The sequence below is a fragment of the Bartonella quintana genome (assembly GCF_009936175.1).
In the GTDB taxonomy this organism is placed as follows: Bacteria; Pseudomonadota; Alphaproteobacteria; order Rhizobiales; family Rhizobiaceae; genus Bartonella; species Bartonella quintana.
On the sequence record NZ_AP019773.1, the window covers coordinates 348,954 to 370,042 of the forward strand.

The following is a 21,089-nucleotide window of genomic DNA, read 5'->3' on the forward strand; positions in this document are numbered from 1 at the left end:
TCAATTTAGAAGCCTAATATAATGGCATTTTTGACCTTACGGCTGGGGTTTATCTTCTCAGTTTGAGAAAGATTTAGAGGATATGGTAGATTTCGTTGGAATCTTAAAAAAAGCGATCGATGCGCAAATTAATGTTACACCACAAGTGCGTGAGCGGGTTTATAAGCGAGCTATCGAAACACTAGAACATCAATTTGCAGCAGCCACAATACCAAAAGCGATAGCAGATGAGCAAAAAAAGATTTTGCAAAGTGCTATTGCAGCTGTTGAAGAAGAATATTTAGCGGTTGAAAAAGAATTGCTTTCTTCAGTTATTGGATGGAATCCTAAAGGTATAGCTGAAGATGACAAACACATACAAAATTCTATCTTGCCACAAGGGAATGAGTTTTCAGTGGTAAAAATGGAAAGCAGACAGGGCTCTATCACAAGTTCAAAGGATAACCAGGCATTTGGTGAATCTTCTGAGTCAGGTATACCAGATGCAGAGCTTGTCAATATGGAGGCTTATTTAACTTCTCAGGATGCTGACAACAATACATTCAAGGCTTCTCCTTTAGCTCTTTCTTCGCAAGGGGATAATCCGCACATTGTTTCGCATATTTTTTCTCAGGCTTTGCGTCGTGCTAATCGATCGTCGATGCAAAGGCGTATTGTGATAAGTGCTGCTGTTGTTACCAGTTTTGTCATGTTAATTATTGGTATTTATTTCATTGGTGTACGTGTGTTTGTATTAAATGATCATCAGTTGTCGGGAGGAAATGTTCAAGCTTCTCATCTATTACCAAAGGCACCAGCAGTTAAAAGAAAGTTAACACAACGCTTATTAGAGGATGGGAGCGAAGTTGATGTTGGTTTAAATCCAACGGCAGATTCTTCGAATGAAGAAGGAATCTCAACAGTTGTTACCAGCAATTTGCAGTCAATTGAACAACCAGGTGAAGCTGTCTTTTATCAAGCGCGTACGAATTATGATGCAGAAAAGGTAGCAACGGGGAACGCACGTTGGACGCTTATAAAGGAGTCTAGCGTGAAGGGGGGGCCAGAAGAATCGGCTATACAAGGTGATATAACAATTCCAGATGAAGGGCTATCATTACGGTTAATTTTACGTCGTAATACTGATCTGTCTTTTCCGGCTGCGTATATTATGGATCTTATTTTTATTCTTTCTGATAAATTTTCAGGTCAGGCTATACGCAATGTTCAAACAGTCACTTTTAAAGCAAGTGAACAGTCGGTTGGACAGGCTTTAAAAAGGGCTGTTGCAGCGAAGATTGACGATGATTTTTTTCTTGTTGCATTGAGTGGCAATCATCCATTTCTTAACCGAAATCTACAATTGATGCGAGAATTGGATTGGATGCGTTTGGTACTGACTGATAAAAATGGACGTATAAATGAATTAACTTTCGCAAAAGGACCAACAGGTAAATCTATTTTTAATGAAGTTATTGGGCAATGGCTTGCGCAAACAGAGAAGTTAACAGGTCTTGATCAGACAAAATAAAATCCCAATGTGGCTGAAATGAAAGGCTATAAATAGATTTTTTTCACCACAAAAAGTACTTAACAGCCTAATACAAAAGCAAAGAGCCAACTTATGCTAGCTCTTTCTCCGTTTTTAAATGTGCAAATACTTAACTTTGGGAATTTCACATCTGACTTTGGGATAAAGCAGAAGCTTTGATAGAATTTTGTACTTTTTCAAATGCACGCATTTCAATTTGTCTTACACGCTCGCGACTAATGTTAAATTCACTTGAGAGTTCTTCTAACGTCAAAGGCTTATCGCTTAAACGACGTGCTTTGAATATACGCTTTTCACGTTCATTTAAGTTACTCATGGCATATGTTAGCATGGAACGACGATTTTCCAATTCACTTTGCTCGATCAGAATTTGTTCCTGATTGTTGGAGTCATCAACCAACCAATCCTGCCATTCGCTATTTTCACCTTCTTGTGTTCGGAGAGGTGCATTGAGTGAAGTGTCACCACAAAGTCGACGGTTCATCGATATAACCTCATCTTCTGTGACATTCAGTTGGGTTGCAATTTCCTTTACTTGTTCTGCATTAAGATCACCCTTGTCAAGCACTTGAAGCCTACTTTTTAACTTACGAAGGTTAAAAAACAAGCGCTTTTGATTGGCGGTTGTCCCTATTTTTACTAAACTCCAAGACCGCAATACATATTCTTGGATTGATGCTTTAATCCACCATATTGCATAGGTTGCAAGACGCAAACCTCGTTCTGGTTCGAAACGTTTAACAGCTTGCATAAGTCCAACATTGCCCTCTGAAATAACTTCCCCAATGGGTAGTCCGTAGCCGCGATATCCCATTGCGATTTTCGCTACGAGACGTAGATGACTGGTTACCAATCTATGTGCAGCTTTTAGGTCGTTATGTTGACGATAACGTTGAGCTAACATGTACTCTTCTTTTGGCTCAAGTATTGGAAAGCGACGTACTTCTTCCAGGTAACGATTCAATCCTCCGTCACCTGTTGTTACTGATAGCAGATTTATATGGGCCATACAGCACCCTCCTTTTGCAATGAATTCCCTGATAAGGCAAATTCCATTTTCAGATATTAAATACCTCTACGCATTTACCTTACCATAATTCTCAATTTTGTTCAAAGAGAGATATTTTATTGTGAAATCATGAGAAGGCTAAAAGTTTCAATTCATTTCTTTAAAATGCTTGATAAGTTCAGCCATATCTTGAGGGATTGGTGAAGAAAAAGACATAATTTTACCTGTAGCGGGATGTTCAAAGGTAAGACTGGCTGCGTGGAGAGCTTGTCGGTTGAATTGATCAATTGCATTTTTAATGATAGGTTTAAGCATATTTGATTTTGTTTTACAAGCGTTTCCATAAACAGTATCACCTACGAGCGGATGTCCGATATGGGCCATATGAACACGAATTTGGTGGGTACGTCCGGTTTCCAGACGACATTCCAGAAGGCTAGCAAAAGATGTTTTATCTGAGCATATCCCGTATTTTTCTAGGAGAGAAAAATGGGTAACAGCGTGACGAGCATGAGGGTTTTGGCTGTAGATGACAGCTTGCTTTGTTCGGTTATGGGGAGAACGGCCAAGGGGTGCATCAATTTTCCAAACATTACGATTGGGAGATCCCCAAATCAAGGCGTGATAACGTCGATCTAAAGCGCTGGTGCGTCCGTGGTCAGAAAATTGGGCACTGAGATTTTTGTGAGCAAGGTCATTTTTAGCGACAACCATGATTCCGGTTGTATTTTTATCGAGACGATGAACAATACCAGGACGTTTAACACCACCAATTCCAGATAAACTATCGCCACAGTGGTAGATCAGAGCATTAACCAATGTACCTGTCAAATTGCCATTTCCGGGATGAACAACGAGACCAGCTTGTTTATTGATGACAATAACATGATCATCTTCAAAGAGAATATCCAATTTAATAGCTTCACCACTAGGTTTTGCATCCCGAAGGATAGGTATTGTTAATTCGATCATTTGGTTGGGTTTTAATTTTGTTTTTGGCTCATGTATTAATTGACCATCAATTTTAAGATGACCTTCACGGATGAGGGCTTGCAAACGTGAACGTGATAGCGCATTATGATATTGTTTGGCTAGCCACTGATCAAGTCGTTGCCCAAGAGCACCTTCATCCGTTATTTGCTGTGTTACCATACGATTCCTATTAAGCTTTTAATAAGATTTTTTACCAATATGAAATTGCTTTGGTATCGAGAAATTCTTTAATTCCCCATTGTCCGCCTTCACGGGCACGTCCAGAAAATTTTACACCTCCAAAGTAACTCTCCCTGGGTAACTCATGTCCGTTAACTTCTACCATACCAGACCGTACTTGTGCAGCGATACGACGGCATTTGTTGCGATCTTGCGATTGTATATAGTTTGTGAGACCATATTCGGTGTCATTGGCTAAGGCTACAGCTTCATTTTCTGTATTAAAAGGAAGAATCGAGAGGACTGGACCAAAAATTTCTTCTCGGAAAATACGCATATTAGGTTTCACATCGGCGAAGACTGTTGGGCGTACATAATAACCGCGTTCCATCCCTATCGGTAAACCAGTTCCGCCTGCCACAAGAGTTGCACCTTCATCAATTCCAGATTGGATAAGATCTTGAATTTTGTCGTATTGTTGTTTTGAAACAACGGGACCAATATGATTTCCTGTTTTGTGGCCTGGTCCCACTTTTGTTTTTTCGGCAATATCTTTAGCTATTCTGATGGCTTTGTCATAGATGGCTTGTTCCACAAGCATACGTGTTGGTGCATTACAGCTTTGTCCACTATTATAAAAGCAGTGATGTACACCGCGTTGAAGAGCATTTGTGTCGGCATCAGCAAAGATGATGTTAGCTCCTTTGCCTCCAAGTTCCAGACAGACCCGTTTTAAAGTGCTGCTGGCATTTTTAGAAATATCTTTTCCTGCTCTGGTTGATCCGGTAAAACTGATCATTTCCAAATCTGGATGAGCAGTGAGGTAAGAACCGACATTGTCGCCATCACCGTTGATTAAATTAAAAACGCCTGCTGGGAGTGCAGCTTCATCTAAAATTTCAGCAAAGAGCATAGCAGAAAGAGGAGCAATTTCAGAGGGTTTTAAGACCATAGTACAGCCAGCTAAGAGAGCAGGGATAACTTTAAGAGTTACTTGGTTCATGGGCCAATTCCATGGAGTAATCAATCCTACGACGCCGATAGGGTCGTAATGAAGAATCGATTGCTCATTTCCTTCTACTAAAACGTCCTGGAACGTGAACTCTTTATAAACTTTGATAAAGTTGCGAATATGGGAACTGCCGGTTGCAGTCTGTGCATTGAGAGCCATATCAATAGGTGCTCCCATTTCCATTGAAATGGTTTTTGCCATATCTTCCGAGCGTTTTTCATAGATCTCTAAAATTTTTTCAACGAAGCTAAGACGTTCATTAGGCAGGGTTGTTCTCCAATTTTGAAAAGCGGCTTTAGCAGCATTAATTGCTTTATCTGCGTCTTTTGTACTGGCAACACTAATGACAGCACAAATTTCTTCTGTCGAGGGGTCAATGACGTGTAAATCGTGAGGAGTGGTTGGATCATCCCATAGACCATTGATATAAAATTTCCGCTTATTAAACATGATACACTCCCTATTTTTTATTTCTGTGTTGTTGAGTTACCTTCTATTTGAGACTTTTTTTTGCAAGGATAACAAGGATAATTTTCGAAGGTAAAGAAATTGGATTTTTTTATGAAAACCAGGCATGGAGAGTTGAAAAGGTACTGCTTATACTAAATTTTTGTATTATTTACTAATCGTTTGTATGAAAGAGGTAAAGAAAGAAAAGTATTAGCAATTTTTCTGTCATTTTTTCTCATAGATTTTTCTTTAAAATGAATAAGTATAACTGGATGATACCATGGCATTAAGCGTGGAGGAAGCCTCATTAAGAGGAATTATAGCATTCTTTTTTTTCGTTAATAAAGTGACAGCCAGCAAAAGGTTATTAACCTTCGTATTATAGTCTCTATGCATTCTTTCTTTTTGAAGAGGCAATTGTTCTCATTTCTATAAGTTTGTTGGGTATCATGCATAATTCGAAAACAAAATCTATTTCTACATCTTCTTTTTCTGATGAGAGTACACAAGGTAAATCAGAAAGAAATTCATCTGCTAAGATTGCTGAAATATTTCCTTATCCGGAAATATGGAAAAAAGCATTTATGCTTGGGCAGAATGTGCGTTTTACACGAACACCAGAAGTTGAGATTTTGCGTCGTCGCATAGAAACAGATCCAGTTTTTGCGAAACAGTTTAAAGTTTTTACGAAGCAAGAGCGAAAAAATCTCACGAACATTATACACTGTAACAAGAAAACAACAAATTCCCCATCGACAAAAAGGGTGATTAATTCTCGATCGATAGAAAATAAAGCGTCAATTTGTCATTCAACGGTTTTAGAGCAATTGTCACGGCAAACTGTTAGCACGCCGCTTGAGGAGGATGCAGGGAAGCATAAATTACAAGCAGATAATGTGATGCAAAAAATAACACCTGTTTTTCATCTTTCTGATAACGCATTTTTTGAGTGTGAACCCTTTATGTTGGAGCAGGTCAACACAAAAATTTCAGAAAAAGATGCAACGTCTGTTAATTTTGCGAGCGATAACGTTGCATCGAATACTGTTTCTGCCTTTGATGAATCGATGACTGCTCCTTATCGTGTGCTTGAATACCGTTTCCCACAATTTTATGATTCCGTTATATCAGAATCTCCCGCGGAGGGTAGTCGGAGAATTGAACAAATTTCTGATTTGATACATACAAAGAGTGATACTATTAGAGAGGCTCAAAAGTGTCATTCTGAGCTTGTTATTGAAGAGTCTGCTCATACGTTAAGCGATGATGTAAGGGCTACTACTATCGAAGCCAAAAATACCAACCATATTGCTGATTGTATAACAGAAGATGTAGCGAAGAGTTCAGAAGATTGGTCTATGATGAAAGCAAAAGGCAAAACATTGCAATCGGCTAGCGCGTTGTTAGGCAATTATGATTCTGCTTTTATGCCAAACGTTCAATCTCTTGACTATGGCAGTTATGGATTTCCTCCCATCGATTTATTGCAGGAGCCTGTTTTCCATGAAGGCACGATGATTCCACAGGAAACATTGGAGCGCGGTGCTGGACTTTTAGAAAGTGTTTTGGAAGATTTTGGAATTAAGGGTGAAATTATCCATGTTCATCCAGGACCTGTGGTGACAATGTACGAATTTGAGCCTGCAGCGGGAGTAAAATCATCACGGGTCATTAATCTTTCTGATGATATTGCTCGTTCTATGTCTGCTATTTCTACGCGCGTTGCTGTGATTCCTGGCCGCAATGTTATTGGAATTGAGTTGCCAAATGCTGTTCGTGAAACCGTTTATTTACGGGAATTAATCCAATCAAATTCTTTTCGTGAAAGCCAGTTTAAATTAGCTCTTGCTTTGGGAAAAGGGATTAATGGTAAGCCTGTCATTGCAGAATTAGCGAAAATGCCTCACTTATTGGTTGCAGGAACAACAGGATCAGGTAAATCTGTTGCGATTAATACAATGATTTTATCAATTCTTTATAGAATGACACCAAAGCAGTGCCGTTTGATCATGGTTGACCCTAAAATGTTAGAACTTTCTGTTTATGATGGCATCCCACATCTTTTAACACCTGTTGTGACGGATCCAAAGAAAGCTGTAACAGCTTTAAAATGGGCGGTTCGTGAAATGGAAGAACGTTATCGTAAAATGGCTAAGTTAGGTGTGCGTAATATTGATGGGTTTAATGCACGCGTTGCACTTGCAGCACAAAAAGGCGAAACAATCATGTGTACTGTACAGTCAGGTTTTGATAAAGAAAGTGGGGAAATGCTTTATCATGAAGAAGCAATGGATTTAACGCAGCTTCCTTATATCGTTGTGATTGTTGATGAAATGGCTGATCTCATGATGGTGGCAGGTAAAGAAATTGAGAATGCTATTCAGCGCTTAGCACAAATGGCGCGTGCGGCAGGTATTCATCTTATTATGGCAACACAGCGTCCTTCTGTTGATGTCATCACGGGTACGATTAAGGCGAATTTTCCTACGCGTATTTCTTTTCAGGTAACATCAAAAATTGACAGTCGTACAATCTTGGGAGAACAAGGTGCTGAAACGCTTTTAGGCCAGGGAGATATGCTTCATATGGTTGGTGGTGGGCGCATTGTACGCGTTCATGGGCCTTTTGTTTCTGACGAAGAAATTGAATCCGTGGTTGCACATCTTAAAGTACAAGGAAAACCTGATTATTTAGCAACGATAACAGATAGTGAAGACGATAACAAAGAGGTGGAATCTGCTGACTCTGTTGCGAGAATTGGTGCGACGGAAGGCCTTAGTGAGGATGGGGAGGAACTTTATATGCAAGCTGTTAAAATTGTCATGCGTGATAAAAAATGTTCGACATCTTACATTCAGCGTCGGCTTGCAATTGGTTATAACAAGGCAGCTTCTCTCGTTGAGCGGATGGAAGAAAAGGGCATTGTCGGAGCTGCCAATCATGTTGGTAAACGTGAAATTTTGCTCAATGTTTATAACAATAATAATCAAGGTGATCCAGATGTGTGAACTGAACGCGGTTATTCTAAAGGTTAATGCTTGATTATTTTATGAGAGTGAATGTTATCACCTGCTTGTTTTTTTACTGTAAAATATTAAAAAGATTAAATGGGGAGTGGCTAGAGCCGAAACGATATTTTGTATTGAGGCTGCTGGTAAGTAGCACAGGATGATACAAAGAAGGGGTACAGATGCCTTTGCCTTTTTTAGATTATCTGGAATGTGAAGAAATTAAACAAGCTTTCCTTCGAGGACAGATGGCTTTTGTTCTTTCCTCTGATTGTAGAAATATTCTTTGGTCAAATGGTTTTGAGGCGTATTTTTTTGGTTTTTCTTCTTTAGCTGCTATGATTCAAGAACGGTCTTTTTTTGACCAAGTGGAGCACGACAAGATCCTAAAGTGTGCTCAATGGGCAGGTTCTGTTGCGTTAGGCAGTTTAAAGCGCTGTGCTGAATTTTCTGTAATTTCTATTGATGTTCTTGGTTTAGGCAAAGCGTTTTTTCTGGAAGCTTCCCGGGAAGAAGCTATTTCTCTTATTGCTTGTTTGGATGATGCAAAAATATCTGTTGCAGTGATTGATGAAAATGCAACGAGATTAGAGGCTTCCTCTCATTTTTGTTTTATTGATGAAATGGTCAAAATTCTACTACAGACCATTGATAATGAGATGCCAGTCAGAACCATTTTATCCATAGGAGGTGCCAATACACAAGTTGGCATTATTCGCTTGTCAGTAAAAACAGAAAGTTTTTTGATTTTATGCGCGCTATTAAAAGAAGAGAAGTTGAACTATGAACAAGAACTTTTTCGTTTTATACCAGAACTTTTGCCACGACGTTTTACTTGGAAAATGGATAAAAATGGCCGGTTTTGTGATGTCTCAAAAGAATTAGCTGAAATTTTTGGTTTTTTATCTTCCTCTATTTTAGGATCTCATTTTCGTGAACTTGCCAATCAATTTCATGGTGAACGGTATCGAGTACTGAGCGGTTATTGAAGCGGTTATCCTTGGAGCGAACAGACCGTTCAATAGCCTGTTGATGGTTGTTTAGAGTGGCTTGATGTTGAATGATCTGCTTTGCCAATTTTTGCTGTTCAACAGTGGCTTCAAGGGTTTCGTGGCTTTGGTGTTTTGAAGATGCAAGAAAAAGTACAAAACAAAAGAGATGAAAAGCTGGATACAAAAATATCGGGTCTCTCGGAGCTAGAGCATTCAGCTTTTCGGGAGATTGCAGAGCGATTACGTGGCGAATTGGAGGTAGCGGGGGCACATTTGGTTGAAGAAACAGCGGTTCAGTTACCATGTGCACAGACATTGTCTGGAAATATCATAGAACAAGCTTTCATAAAAGAACCGGCAGCGGTTTTATCATTGTTGGATACAGCTACTGATGGCATTTTGTGGTTGAATGAACAGGGCTTCATTCAGTCGGTTAGTCGCGCTGTTTTAGCATTAACTGGCTATGAAATAAATGAATTACGGAGACAACCATTATCATCATTATTTACTTTGCAAAGCCGATCTTTGATTGAGAAATATTTTAAGTTGATTACTGTGAAAGGAAAAAATCAGGTTTTTACTCGCGGTGAGATAGCTGATTTAGTGACGAAAAGTTCTAAGAATATAACCGTTTCTATGACGATTGTATCTTTAGCACAACAAAATAGTTATGCTGTTATGCTGTCCGATATGACAGATGTGATGCTGTCCTTAGAGAAAAAGGTAGAAGAAAATAAAATGGTTGGAGTTGTTCATGAAATGCGGACACCTTTGAATGCTCTTATCGGTTTTGCAGAAATTATGAGGGATGGCCGTTTTGGTTCGATTGAAAATGAGCGTTATCGCGGATATTTACGCGATATTATCTCATCTGGAAAACATATCTTGTCGCTGGTGAATCAATTACTAGAGTGCTCGAAAGCAAATCATTCTGGCTCAAAGAACCAGATCAATACGCCCATTATAGCTGAAACATTTGATGTGATATCCTGTTTACGTGCGAGTATGGCTTTTCTTGAAACACAAGCGAATCATAATGGCATTATCATGCGCATTATTGCACCGGTTCATGTACCATTTATTTGTGTATCGCAACAGATATTTCGGCAAATTATATGGAATCTCCTTTCCAATGCTATCCATTTTACACCATCAGGTGGGCAAATTATTGTTCACGTTTCTTATGGTAAAAAAGAGTGCGTGAAGATTTCAGTGAGTGATAATGGTGTAGGGATGAGCGACGAAGAGATTGTGCAAGCTCTACAACCTTATGGTCAGGTAGAACGCAAAGACCGCCACTCTGGTGACAGCGTTTTTGTCGGAACTGGTCTAGGACTACCGATATGTAAAGCAATGGTAGAAGAAAGTGGTGGTCAATTTTTGTTGTTTTCAAAACCTAATCATGGAACAACTGTGGAAATGTTTTTTCCTGTGTTTCATGGGTGAGGCCATGCATAAATTTAATTTTTTTTGGCCAACAGGTCTCTGATTTCTGATAGGAGTTGTTCTTCCAGAGACATTTTTTTTGAATTTTCCTCTTTTTCTTGTTTGCGGCGGATTTTATTCATGCCTTTCACGAATAAGAAAAGAACCCAAGCAATGATGAGAAAATTGATAAGTAAAGTGATAAAGTTACCATAACTAATGGTCGCTCCGGCTGTTTTGGCAGCACTCAATGTAGCTTGTTTTTCACCGGCAAGCTGAATAAACATGTTAGAAAAATCAATCCCACCCGTGATGAAGCCAATGATTGGCATAAGAATATCATTGACAATTGAATTGACTAAGCCACCGAAAGCTCCCCCTATAATCACACCGATGGCGAGATCAATCATATTACCTTTTAGGGCAAATTCTTTGAACTCTTTAAGCATTGCATTTTCCCCTTTGTATATGCGACATACGGTAACTTTAATTATCGCTTTTGATGAAAAAGGAAAGGGAAATTTTTTACTTTCTTGTAGTATTATATTACAAATATCAAAAATTTTTCATAAGAGTGTTATGATATGTTAAAGAGTTTAACGAAGAACTTTGTTTGGCTTAATACGCGAATGTCTTATAAAACTCAAACTAATATTTTTTGATAAAAAACTGTATCTTCTTTTCCACGAAAGACGAAAAACTATCCTTAATTTATGAAATAGGTTCAAGATTTTTATGATAATGTGTTGAAAAAGGCGGTATATTTTACAGGCCACACCTATTGCTTTTATTTGTAGTGTTTCAATTTTCAATATCTGAAGAATTGCGAAAAAAAGACAGTCTTTTCAATAGTACAAGGATTTTTTCTGTTTAATGTTCATAAACATAAATATGAGTGGTGTTTATATTATGTACTTTCTTGCAGTAGGGAGTACGTTCTTAATTTAGACAATTGCCATCTTTGGTAGCGATCTTTTGTGTTAAAGGATTTACGTGAGGTGCAATGGACTTTTTGCATGTTGTGGAGAGAGATTGATGAGTTTTTTTCGTTGTATTGGTCGTTTTGCTTTATTTATGTTGGATCCAGAGCATGCGCACCGCTTAGCGATTGTCGGGCTGAAAAGTGGATTGAGCAGTTATCGTAAGGTTGTTGATAGGCGTTTGTGTGTGGCTGTTGCAGGTCTTGAGTTTGAAAATTTTATCGGTCTTGCTGCGGGTTTTGATAAGAATGCAGAAGTTGTCGAAGCTATTTTTCATTTAGGATTTGGTTTTACTGAGATTGGTACTGTTACACCAAAACCTCAGGTCGGAAATCCTAAACCACGGCTTTTTCGCTTGAGAGAAGATGAAGCGATTATTAATCGAATGGGTTTTAATAATAATGGGCATCACATTGTTTACAGCAGGCTTCGCGCGTGTAAAAAACTTGGTATTGTAGGAATCAATATTGGTGCCAATAAGGATACGGTCGATAAGATTGATGATTATGCCACTGGTATTACTTGTTTTTATGATATTGCTGATTATTTTACGGTTAATATTTCTTCGCCTAATACCCCGGGTTTACGCGATTTACAAGCGCGTGACAGTTTGCATCTTTTGATGAATGCGCTTTCACAAGCACGTCGTGAACAAAAGAAAAAGCATGGATTCTCTGTTCCCATTTTTTTAAAAATTGCGCCCGATTTATCAGAAAAGGAATTGGATGATGTGGCTGAAGAAATGAAATTATCTGATTTTGATGGTCTCATTGTTTCCAATACCACTCTTTCACGGCAAGGCCTTAGGGATAGTAAATTGAGTGGTGAGAAAGGGGGGCTTTCTGGGTGTCCACTTTTCGAGCGGTCTACTATTGTGCTTGCAAAGATGCGTCAAAAATTAGGGAAGGAGATTGCGATAATCGGCGTTGGTGGCATAAAGGATGCACAAACAGCTTTAGAGAAAATTAAAGCTGGTGCAGACTTAATCCAGTTGTATAGTGGGATAGTTTATGAAGGCCCAGACCTTGCCATAACGATTTTGAAAGAGATTTTGCAGTTTATGCAGCAAGATGGGGTCGATACCATAAAGACTTATCGTGATCATCGTGTTGAGTATTGGGCAAAGCGCGCTCTTCCTTTATGATAAATTATTTTTTTGATAAAAAATGCATGATTTGTTTTAAAGGGCTTGCAAACTTTTCTGATCTTCCTTATGTCACACGAGCGAAGAATAAGTATTTACGAAAGAGTGAACAGTTTGATCCAATTTACTTTATGCGGTTGTAGCTCAGTTGGTTAGAGCGCTGGTTTGTGGCACCAGAGGTCGTAGGTTCGAATCCCACCAACCGTACCAGTTTTTTTCACTATGTTTGATACGATGAACAGCTTATAATAAATCGCAAGGTCTCTTTTACCTTGATGGAAGTTGTGTCATTCTTTATAAATTAAGTTGATAAGGTTTTTTTGACGTTTATGCATGGGATGATACCATAATAGCGGGGCTTGATTGTTTTTAAAAGTGGTGTGTTATGGCGATGAAAAATAGTAAACAAATGAAAAGTAAAGGTTCTAAACCTGTTTCTCAGTTTCTCAAAAATTTACGCGGTGTCGATAATTGGGAGCAAGTTTCGCAGTGGCTTGCTTTGCGTAATGTAGAAGATATTGAATGTATTACGCCTGATCAAGCGGGGGTAGCACGTGGCAAGATGATGCTTTCTAAAAAATTTATATCGGAAACATCATTGGCATTGCCTTCAGCGGTTTTTATGGCGACAATTTCAGGAGATTATCCTGAGGATGGTCATGGTTTTGAATATCCCAAAACAGATGGTGATTTACGCCTTGAGCCTGATCTTTCTACGTTAAGCATTGTTCCATGGGAAGAAGCTCCTACAGCACAAGTGATTTGTGATCTTGTGTATCAAAATGGGCAAGGTGTTGATTATACACCGCGAAATGTTTTGCGAAAAGTGATTGATTTTTACACGAAAATGGGTCTAAAACCCGTTGTTTCACCAGAAATTGAATTTTATTTGGTAGAGAAAAATCCCGATCCTGATTATCCTTTAGTTCCTCCGATTGGTCGGTCTGGACGTTCAATTGGTGGGGGACAGGGGTATTCGATTGCTGGTGTGAATGAATTTGATGATCTGATTGATGATATTTATCATTTTTCGGAAGCGCAAGGGCTAGAAATTGATACGCTCATTCATGAGGAAGGGGCTGGTCAGTTTGAAATCAATTTACGCCATGGCGATCCGATCGAATTAGCTGATCAAGTTTTTATATTTAAACGAACAATTCGTGAAGTGGCACTGAAACATAATATGTATGCAACTTTTATGGCCAAGCCTATTCAAGGGCAACCAGGGTCTGCTATGCATATTCACCAATCGGTTGTTGATAAGAAAACAGGTATGAACATTTTTACACAGGAGGATGGTAAAGAAAATATCCGTTTTCGCCATTTTATTGGTGGATTACAAAGACATATACCTGGGGTTCTTGTGATGCTTGCTCCTTATGTGAATTCTTATCGGCGTCTTGTGCCTGATCTTTCAGCGCCTGTTAACTTGCGATGGGGATATGATAATCGTACTACAGCTTTTCGTGTGCCGCGTTCTTCTCCCCAGGGACGGCGTGTTGAGAATAGGCTTCCTTCATCAGATGCTAACCCTTATTTAGCGCTTGCGGCTTCTTTGGCTTGTGGTCTCATTGGGTTGCAGCAAGAGCTTGAACCGGATGAGCCAACAACAAAGAATGTGAATACTGATAACATTGAATTACCGCGTGGACTCATTGAGGCTGTTAACTTATTTGAACAAGATACGGCGATACGTGCTATTTTAGGAGATGTATTTGTCAGTACTTATGCTGCAATCAAACGCCAAGAGTTTGAAACTTTTATGGAAGTCATTAGTCCGTGGGAGCGTGAATATCTCTTGCTGAATGTTTAAGTTTTATCACAATGATTGATTATAATCCCATTTCTCCAGGAATTTCTTGGTATGAAGATACTTTAGAAGATCGCCCTTCTTATCCATTTTTTAACGAACAGCAACAGTGCGATGTGGTTATTATTGGAGGTGGGTTTACTGGTCTTTCGGCTGCTTATCATCTCGCTAAGGCTGGAGTGGGTGTTGTTTTATTTGAAGCTTCGCGTTTTGGTGACGGTGCTTCAGGGCGCAATGGTGGCCAATTGGGTACGGGGCAACGACAATGGGTAGAAACCTTAGAAAAAAAATATGGTTTTGAACGAAGTAAGGCACTATTTGATTTAGCTGAAGAAGCTAAAAAGGATATTTTGTCTTGGTGTATGATGCCTGATTGTCAATGCGATTTTATGGAAGGACAACTTTCCGTGACCCATAAAAGGCGTGAGGTAATCTCTTATCAACGGCATGTTGAGACGATGCAGCGTTATGGTTATTATGGTCTCACTTTTATGGGGAGGGATGAAACAGCTAAACGGCTTGGCTCGTCTTTTTATTATGGCGGTATTTATGATGTCAACACGGGCCATATAAATCCTTTGAAGCTGATTGTTTGGTTGGCAAAAAAAGCCAAAAATGCTGGTGCTAAACTGTATGAGAAGACACAAGTAACCACGGTAGATCGCAAGGGTAGCCGTTGTATGGTAATAACAAAACGAGGCAAAATAACGGCTGAGCATGTTTTATTGGCGACCAATGCGTATAAGCTTGGACTTCAGGATTTTGTTGAGAGAAATATTGTTTCTATCCGCTCTTATATTGGAGCAACTGAACCATTATCAAAAGAGAACCCAATTCTTCAGGGTGGAGAATCAGTAGATGATTCTCGTTTTATGGTTCGCTATTTTCGCAAGAGCGTTGATAATCGCTTATTATTTGGCGGAGTAGAAAGTTATGATAATTGCTATCCTGTAAATTTAGAGGAACGTATACGACAGCAGATTGCTGAAATTTATCCTCATCTTCAATTTATCAATCTAACGCATCGTTGGGGTGCGACGGTTGCTATCACAGTTGAACGCATGCCTTATGTTCGCCAACTTCTACCGGGTATAACTTACTGTGGTGGTTATTCGGGGCATGGAGTTATGCTTGCTCCTTTTATGGGAAAATTATATGCTGAATGGTTAACTGGGAGGCATGAGCGTTTCGCATATTTTCAGAATTTAAAGATTTCACCCTTTCCAGGAGGAAAAATGCTGCGTTACCCGCTTGTATTTTTAGCAATGCGTTGGTTTGCTTTGATGGATCATTTTTAAACTGAACATCGTTTGAAATAAAAAAATTAAGAGCTTGTTTAGCATCTGTTTGCTCTAATGATGAGCTTTTTATAAATTTTTTAATTTTTTATAATTGAATGGGAAGAGAGACGAGCTTATGGTGCGTAAAATTATTCCAGTCTCTCCCTTTGACTGTATTGTTTTTGGTGGCAATGGTGATTTAGCATCACGCAAACTGATCCCTGCTTTATATCATTGTCAATGTGTTGGGCAATTTAGCGAGCCAACGCGTATCATTGGGGTTTCGCGCTCTTCGTTGAGTTGTGAAGAATATCAAAACTTTGTTCGCTCTTCTCTAGAAAAATATGTTCATCCAAAAGATCTCAATCGAATTGAACTCAATCGTTTTCTTGCGCGTTTAACCTATGTTTCTGTTGATATTACATCAAACTGGGGGTGGGAAGATCTCGCTTTTCTGCTATCGAGAGAATCAGCTGATATTCGGGCTTTTTATTTGGCGGTTAGTTCGTCCCTTTTTGGTGATATTGCGATGAGATTGGGACAAAATGGTTTTGTGACGCAGCAAACACGGATTATCATTGAAAAACCTATTGGTCACAATGTAAAAACAGCAGTTGAACTCAATGATACATTTGCAAGCGTATTCGATGAAGATCAAATTTTCCGCATTGACCATTATCTTGGCAAGGAAACTGTTCAAAATTTAATGGCATTGCGGTTTGTTAATACACTGTATGAGCCATTATGGAACTCAAAATATATTGATCATGTTCAGATCACAGTTGCTGAATCTTTAGGATTGGAGGGGCGTGCAGAATATTATGAGAGTGCGGGTGCACTACGTGACATGGTACAGAATCATATGCTGCAATTGCTTTGTTTGGTTGCCATGGAAATACCATTTACCAACAGTGCAAATGCTGTGCGTGATGAAAAACTTAAAGTTTTGCATTCTTTAATGCCTCTTAATGTTCATAATGTAGAGGAACATACTGTACGTGGGCAGTATCTTTCTGGTCTATCTGATGGTGTTGCTGTAAAATCTTATCTTGATGATTTGGGGAAAAAGGTCAGCCAGAGCGAAACGTTTGTAGCGCTTAAAATTAAGATTGATAATTGGCGTTGGGCTGATACGCCTTTTTATTTACGAACTGGTAAGCGTATGTTTACGCGAATGTCTGAAATTGTTATCGTTTTCAAACCCATCCCCCATAATATTTTTGATACGGATTCGAATGAAATTTTTTCTAATCGATTAGTTGTTCGTCTCCAACCTGATGAGGGCGTAAAACAGTGGCTAATGATTAAGGACCCAGGTCCTGGTGGTATGCGGTTTCGTCATATTCCATTGGACATGAGTTTTGCGTCTGCGTTTTCTGAACGTAATCCTGATGCTTATGAACGCCTATTGATGGACGTTATTCGTGGAAATCAAACACTGTTTATGCGTCGTGATGAAGTTGAAGCTGCTTGGCTTTGGATTGATCCTATTCTTGAGGGATGGGAGGCAATAAAACAGCCTGTTTATGGTTATAGTGCTGGTTCATGGGGACCATCTGCTTCGACTGTTTTGATGGAACGTGATGGGCGGATATGGAACAACTTGGTTTAGAGCGATAAATAATGTATAAATTGAATATCCACCCTTTAAATTTTAAAACACCCACGGACTTAGCTTTGGCATTAGCTGATCGCGTTGCAGCAGAGCTTAGTGTGTCTATTCTTGAGCGTAAGCGCGCAATTTTGGCAGTTTCTGGTGGTAAAACACCAGAATTGTTTTTTCATTATTTATCAAAAGCTGATATTGATTGGGAAAATATTATTATCACTTTGGTCGATGAACGTCTTGTACCTGCTCACCATGAGTGTTCAAATGAATATGTTGTGCGGCGCTATTTGTTACAAAATTTTGCCGCTAAAGCGCGTTTTGTAGGACTTTATCAGAAGGCAATTACTGCTGAGCTTACCGCTTTTTTAGCAGCTAGTCGGGTCAATGCTTTGCCTAGACCCTTTGATGTTATTGTTTTGGGAATGGGGATTGATGGACATACCGCTTCTTTCTTTCCTGATGCTGATCGTTTGAAGCAAGCACTTGATCTTCAAACACAGGCACTTGTTTTGCCACTTCATGCGAAGAGTGCTCTTGAACCCAGACTTACGCTGACTCTGCCAGTGATAATGCAATCTCGTTGCATTATTCTCCATTTTGAAGGTTTTCAGAAACGCGATTGTTTTGAAAAGGTTTGTCAGGATGGGCCTGAAATGGAAATGCCTGTTCGTGCGGTTTTGCGCAATGCCCATCATCTTATTCAGGTTTATTGGTCACCGGAAGAAAATGAAATAACTGAAGCAGAACATGAGAAGAGTAGGATAGATACGCAAGCTCTCTAACTGATGATGGGATCGTAAGCGAAAGGGCGGTAACATGATACTTTCAAAGAAGTTGCTACCGTTACGCGAAGAATTTATGAGCATTCTCTTCCGACACGGGAAATTTATCTAGACCGTATTGCAAAGGCGCAAGCAAATCGTCCCAAGCGGAGTTTTTTGGGGGATATACTAATCAGGCTCATGGTTTTGCTGCCTGTTGTCCAATCGATAAAAAGCGTTTGAAGCATAATATCGTTACGAACATTGGTATTATCACTGCATATAATGATATACTTTCAGCACATCAACCTTTTGAGACTTTTTTAATTAAAGGAGCTTGCTCATACGGTTGGTTGTGTGGCACAAGTAGCAGGTGGCGTGCCTGCAATGTGCGATGGTGTAACACAAGGGTATGCTGGCTGGATGGGGCTCTCCTTTTTTCGCGTGAAGTGATTGCAATGGCGACGGCTATAAGCTTATACATGATATGTTCGATGTGGCTATATCTCGGAGTTTGTGATAAAATCATACCTGGTTTGTAATTGGTGCGTTAACATTCGGCCATTTACAAGAAATTTTTGTTCCTGCTGGCACTATGACAGTGGTCAAAGCAATGACGAAAAAGCAAAAATGCACCAGTGTTATGCAGAAAATAAAATGGATCGGTAAACATTGCTGGAATCAGAAGCACGTTCTTATCATGAGCCAAGGACATGTACATTTTATGGAACTGCTAACTCAAATAAAGTGATACTGGAGATGATGGGGTTCCACACATGCCGGGAGCTTCTTTTGTCAATGCCAATACACCTTTGCGTGATGCTTTAATACAGGAAGCTACCAAGCGTGTACTTGAAATGACAGCCTTTGGCGATGATTATATGCCACTTGGTACGATAATTGATGAGCGCTCTTTCGTAAACGCCATTATAGGATTAAATGCAACAGGAAGGTCTACCAATCATGCCATTCATTTAATTGCTTGGCTGCGCTGTTGGCGGTATTCGGTTGACAGGGCATGATATTGCAGAAGTTTCGTCAGTTGTTTCTCTTTTAGCACGGATTTACCCTAACGGTTTGGCTGATATCAATCATTTTCATGTAGCTGGCTGATGGTGTGGGATTTATTATTCGCGAATTGATTGAGGCCGGTTTAGTTCATGAAGATGTTTGTACAGTTTTCGGTAAAGGTTTCAATGCTTATGCAATTGAAGCAAAATTTTGCGCTGATGGCAATGTGGTGCGTGAGCCTGCTCGCAATGAAAGTTGGAATCATAAGGTATTAGCAGGATGGAGAAAGTCGTTTCAACCTGATGGTGGTATTCGTGTTTTGTCGGGAGATTTGGGTACAGCTATTATGAAAGTTTCATCCGTTAAATCTGAGCATTGGCCGATTGAAGCTCCAGTTCTTGTCTTTAATGATCAAGAGGGGTTTCACGAGGCTTTTAAAGTTGGAGCTTTGAATGGTAAAGAGTTTATTGCTGTCATTCGTTACCAAGGACCAAAAGCGAATCTTATACCAGAGCTTCATAAATTAACGACAATTTTAGGGTTTTACAAAATCGTGGTCAAAAGGTAGCATTGATAACCGACGGTCGTATGTCAGGTGCATCAGGAAAAATTCCTGCTGCAGTCCATGTGACACCAGAAGCTTTGGATAATGGCTTTATTGCGCGTTTGTAGGATGGTGATGTCGTTTGTCTTGATGCTTAGGTGGGTAAGTTAGATGTTTTAAATTTAATGTACGAAAGGTCATCCCTCCTGATCTTTCAGATAATCATTATGGTTTTGGGCGCGAGCTCTTTAGTGTTTTTCGTCAATCAGTTAATCATGCAGATCAAGGAGCATCTGTTATTATAGCATGAGTAAAATGCGAAAAGTAATGAAGTAATGCACGTGCAATGAAAGCGCGTAAAATCCTTAGAGTTTTAGTACGGGCAGATTATGTAATCGAGCAGCAGCGTTGAGCGTATTAACCATAAGCATGGCAATTGTCATAGGTCCAACGCCTCCTGGAACGGGGGTAATGGCAGCAGTTTTTCCTTTTATTGCTTCAAAATCGACATCACCGACAAGACGCGTCTTTCCTATGCCTTTCTCTGGTGCTGCAATGCGGTTAATGCCAACGTCGATTACAACAGCACCATTTTTAACCCAGTCTTTTTTAATTATTTGTGGACGGCCTACAGCTGCTACTAAGATATCGGCGCTACGACACACGTCATCAAGATCGCGGGTACGACTATGGGCGATTGTCACAGTGGCATTTGCTGCTGTTAAGAGGGCAGCCATAGGTTTGCCAACAATATTAGAGCGCCCAACAACAACGGCATCAAGACCAGATAAATCTCGTCCGCATTGTTGTTCAATCATTATCATGGCACCAGCTGGTGTACAGGGAATGATAGCATCTTCAAGGGTATTGCATGAGAGTTTTCCTATATTAATATAATGAAAACCATCCACATCTTTTTGGAAAGCGATGGCTTGCGTTACACAATTTGTATTAATATGAGCAGGGAGGGGAAGCTGTACCAAAATGCCATGGATTTTGGGGTCAGAATTTAATGTTGCAATAAGTTGAAGGAGTTCTTTTTCTGATGTTTCTTTGGAAAGCATATATTTGATTGAAAAAAAACCACATTCTTCGGCTTTTTTGCTTTTTGATGTGACATATACATGACTTGCGGGATCATCTCCAACAATGATGACAGCAATACCGGGTTGTATCTTATAGTTATTGCGGAGTTTTATTGTTTCAGCCTTAACTTTCACGATAATCTCTTCAGCAAGCTTTTTTCCATCGATAATATTGTTCATGGGAACGATCCTTTCATAAGGGCTTTTTTTGTAAAGCATTTGCTGACGATCCAATAGAGCTTTGTAGCAGTATTAATCTGGAAATGCTAAAGGTGGTTCGAAAGTG

General features: G+C 39.5%; 14 protein-coding genes, 1 tRNA gene and 1 pseudogene. 11 read left to right on the forward strand and 5 right to left on the reverse strand.

Going from position 1 to position 21,089, the window contains the following annotated elements; genetic code table 11:
• Positions 1–82: 82 nt before the first annotated feature.
• Positions 83–1,510: a hypothetical protein gene (locus MF1_RS01360; RefSeq protein WP_161510297.1), complete on the forward strand. Its 1,428-nt coding sequence runs from the start codon at positions 83–85 to the stop codon at positions 1,508–1,510.
• A gap of 145 nt (positions 1,511–1,655) precedes the next feature.
• On the opposite strand, the gene rpoH is transcribed toward MF1_RS01360, so the two are convergent.
• The 3 genes from rpoH to MF1_RS01375 all read right to left on the reverse strand — a co-directional run bounded on the left by rpoH (position 1,656) and on the right by MF1_RS01375 (position 5,154).
• On the reverse strand, positions 1,656–2,540 hold the full coding sequence (gene rpoH / locus MF1_RS01365) for an RNA polymerase sigma factor RpoH (RefSeq protein WP_014923790.1): 885 nt from the start codon (positions 2,538–2,540) through the stop codon (positions 1,656–1,658).
• Positions 2,541–2,687: 147 nt separating this feature from the next.
• Positions 2,688–3,692, reverse strand: coding sequence for an RluA family pseudouridine synthase (locus MF1_RS01370; protein WP_014923791.1), 1,005 nt, complete (start codon positions 3,690–3,692; stop codon positions 2,688–2,690).
• 31 nt (positions 3,693–3,723) lie between these two features.
• Entirely contained in the window at positions 3,724–5,154 is a 1,431-nt protein-coding gene (locus MF1_RS01375; RefSeq protein WP_014923792.1) for an aldehyde dehydrogenase family protein, read from the reverse strand.
• Between the two features lie 449 nt (positions 5,155–5,603).
• On the opposite strand from MF1_RS01375, the gene MF1_RS01380 reads away from it, so the two are divergent.
• The 3 genes from MF1_RS01380 to MF1_RS07135 all read left to right on the forward strand — a co-directional run bounded on the left by MF1_RS01380 (position 5,604) and on the right by MF1_RS07135 (position 10,600).
• A complete protein-coding gene (locus tag MF1_RS01380) occupies positions 5,604–8,162 on the forward strand; it encodes a DNA translocase FtsK (protein WP_161510298.1) in 2,559 nt (852 codons plus the stop codon).
• Positions 8,163–8,344: 182 nt separating this feature from the next.
• Complete coding sequence (locus tag MF1_RS07130; RefSeq protein ID WP_161510299.1) at positions 8,345–9,151, forward strand: PAS domain-containing protein; 807 nt, start codon at positions 8,345–8,347, stop codon at positions 9,149–9,151.
• Between the two features lie 141 nt (positions 9,152–9,292).
• Positions 9,293–10,600 (forward strand): PAS domain-containing sensor histidine kinase, encoded by a 1,308-nt coding sequence (locus tag MF1_RS07135; RefSeq protein ID WP_174235346.1) that lies wholly within the window; start codon positions 9,293–9,295, stop codon positions 10,598–10,600.
• Between the two features lie 14 nt (positions 10,601–10,614).
• Here MF1_RS07135 and mscL read toward each other — a convergent pair whose 3' ends face one another.
• The gene (gene mscL / locus MF1_RS01395; RefSeq protein ID WP_014923796.1) at positions 10,615–11,028 is read right to left on the reverse strand and encodes a large conductance mechanosensitive channel protein MscL; all 414 of its coding nucleotides are present in this window, start codon (positions 11,026–11,028) and stop codon (positions 10,615–10,617) included.
• 586 nt (positions 11,029–11,614) lie between these two features.
• On the opposite strand from mscL, the gene MF1_RS01400 reads away from it, so the two are divergent.
• From MF1_RS01400 to edd, 7 genes and pseudogenes are all read left to right on the forward strand, one after another.
• Positions 11,615–12,703: a quinone-dependent dihydroorotate dehydrogenase gene (locus MF1_RS01400; RefSeq protein WP_014923797.1), complete on the forward strand. Its 1,089-nt coding sequence runs from the start codon at positions 11,615–11,617 to the stop codon at positions 12,701–12,703.
• Positions 12,704–12,836: 133 nt separating this feature from the next.
• Positions 12,837–12,913 (forward strand) — tRNA-His (locus tag MF1_RS01405).
• A 175-nt stretch (positions 12,914–13,088) separates the two neighbouring features.
• Positions 13,089–14,516 carry a glutamine synthetase family protein gene (locus MF1_RS01410; protein ID WP_014923798.1) on the forward strand — a complete coding sequence of 476 codons (1,428 nt, stop codon included), beginning with the start codon at positions 13,089–13,091 and terminating at the stop codon, positions 14,514–14,516.
• Positions 14,517–14,527: 11 nt separating this feature from the next.
• Positions 14,528–15,811 (forward strand): NAD(P)/FAD-dependent oxidoreductase, encoded by a 1,284-nt coding sequence (locus MF1_RS01415; RefSeq protein WP_161510301.1) that lies wholly within the window; start codon positions 14,528–14,530, stop codon positions 15,809–15,811.
• Positions 15,812–15,929: 118 nt separating this feature from the next.
• On the forward strand, positions 15,930–17,405 hold the full coding sequence (gene zwf / locus MF1_RS01420) for a glucose-6-phosphate dehydrogenase (RefSeq protein ID WP_161510302.1): 1,476 nt from the start codon (positions 15,930–15,932) through the stop codon (positions 17,403–17,405).
• An 11-nt stretch (positions 17,406–17,416) separates the two neighbouring features.
• Positions 17,417–18,184, forward strand: a complete 768-nt coding sequence (gene pgl, locus MF1_RS01425) for a 6-phosphogluconolactonase (protein ID WP_161510303.1) — start codon at positions 17,417–17,419, stop codon at positions 18,182–18,184.
• Between the two features lie 72 nt (positions 18,185–18,256).
• Positions 18,257–20,028: pseudogene (gene edd, locus MF1_RS01430) on the forward strand (phosphogluconate dehydratase).
• 55 nt (positions 20,029–20,083) lie between these two features.
• On the opposite strand, the gene folD reads toward edd, so the two are convergent.
• Positions 20,084–20,983, reverse strand: a complete 900-nt coding sequence (folD, locus tag MF1_RS01435) for a bifunctional methylenetetrahydrofolate dehydrogenase/methenyltetrahydrofolate cyclohydrolase FolD (RefSeq protein WP_161510304.1) — start codon at positions 20,981–20,983, stop codon at positions 20,084–20,086.
• Between the last annotated feature and the right edge of the window lie 106 nt (positions 20,984–21,089).

Coding starts and splice junctions, on each gene's coding strand:
- MF1_RS07130 (WP_161510299.1), top strand. CDS start 8,345: ATGCCTTTGCCTTTTTTAGATTATCTGGAATGTGAAGAAATTAAACAA.
- MF1_RS01380 (WP_161510298.1), top strand. CDS start 5,604: ATGCATAATTCGAAAACAAAATCTATTTCTACATCTTCTTTTTCTGAT.
- MF1_RS01410 (WP_014923798.1), top strand. CDS start 13,089: ATGGCGATGAAAAATAGTAAACAAATGAAAAGTAAAGGTTCTAAACCT.
- mscL (WP_014923796.1), bottom strand. CDS start 11,028: ATGCTTAAAGAGTTCAAAGAATTTGCCCTAAAAGGTAATATGATTGAT.
- pgl (WP_161510303.1), top strand. CDS start 17,417: ATGTATAAATTGAATATCCACCCTTTAAATTTTAAAACACCCACGGAC.
- MF1_RS01415 (WP_161510301.1), top strand. CDS start 14,528: ATGATTGATTATAATCCCATTTCTCCAGGAATTTCTTGGTATGAAGAT.
- MF1_RS01360 (WP_161510297.1), top strand. CDS start 83: ATGGTAGATTTCGTTGGAATCTTAAAAAAAGCGATCGATGCGCAAATT.
- folD (WP_161510304.1), bottom strand. CDS start 20,983: ATGAACAATATTATCGATGGAAAAAAGCTTGCTGAAGAGATTATCGTG.
- MF1_RS07135 (WP_174235346.1), top strand. CDS start 9,293: ATGCAAGAAAAAGTACAAAACAAAAGAGATGAAAAGCTGGATACAAAA.
- MF1_RS01370 (WP_014923791.1), bottom strand. CDS start 3,692: ATGGTAACACAGCAAATAACGGATGAAGGTGCTCTTGGGCAACGACTT.
- rpoH (WP_014923790.1), bottom strand. CDS start 2,540: ATGGCCCATATAAATCTGCTATCAGTAACAACAGGTGACGGAGGATTG.
- MF1_RS01375 (WP_014923792.1), bottom strand. CDS start 5,154: ATGTTTAATAAGCGGAAATTTTATATCAATGGTCTATGGGATGATCCA.
- zwf (WP_161510302.1), top strand. CDS start 15,930: ATGGTGCGTAAAATTATTCCAGTCTCTCCCTTTGACTGTATTGTTTTT.
- MF1_RS01400 (WP_014923797.1), top strand. CDS start 11,615: ATGAGTTTTTTTCGTTGTATTGGTCGTTTTGCTTTATTTATGTTGGAT.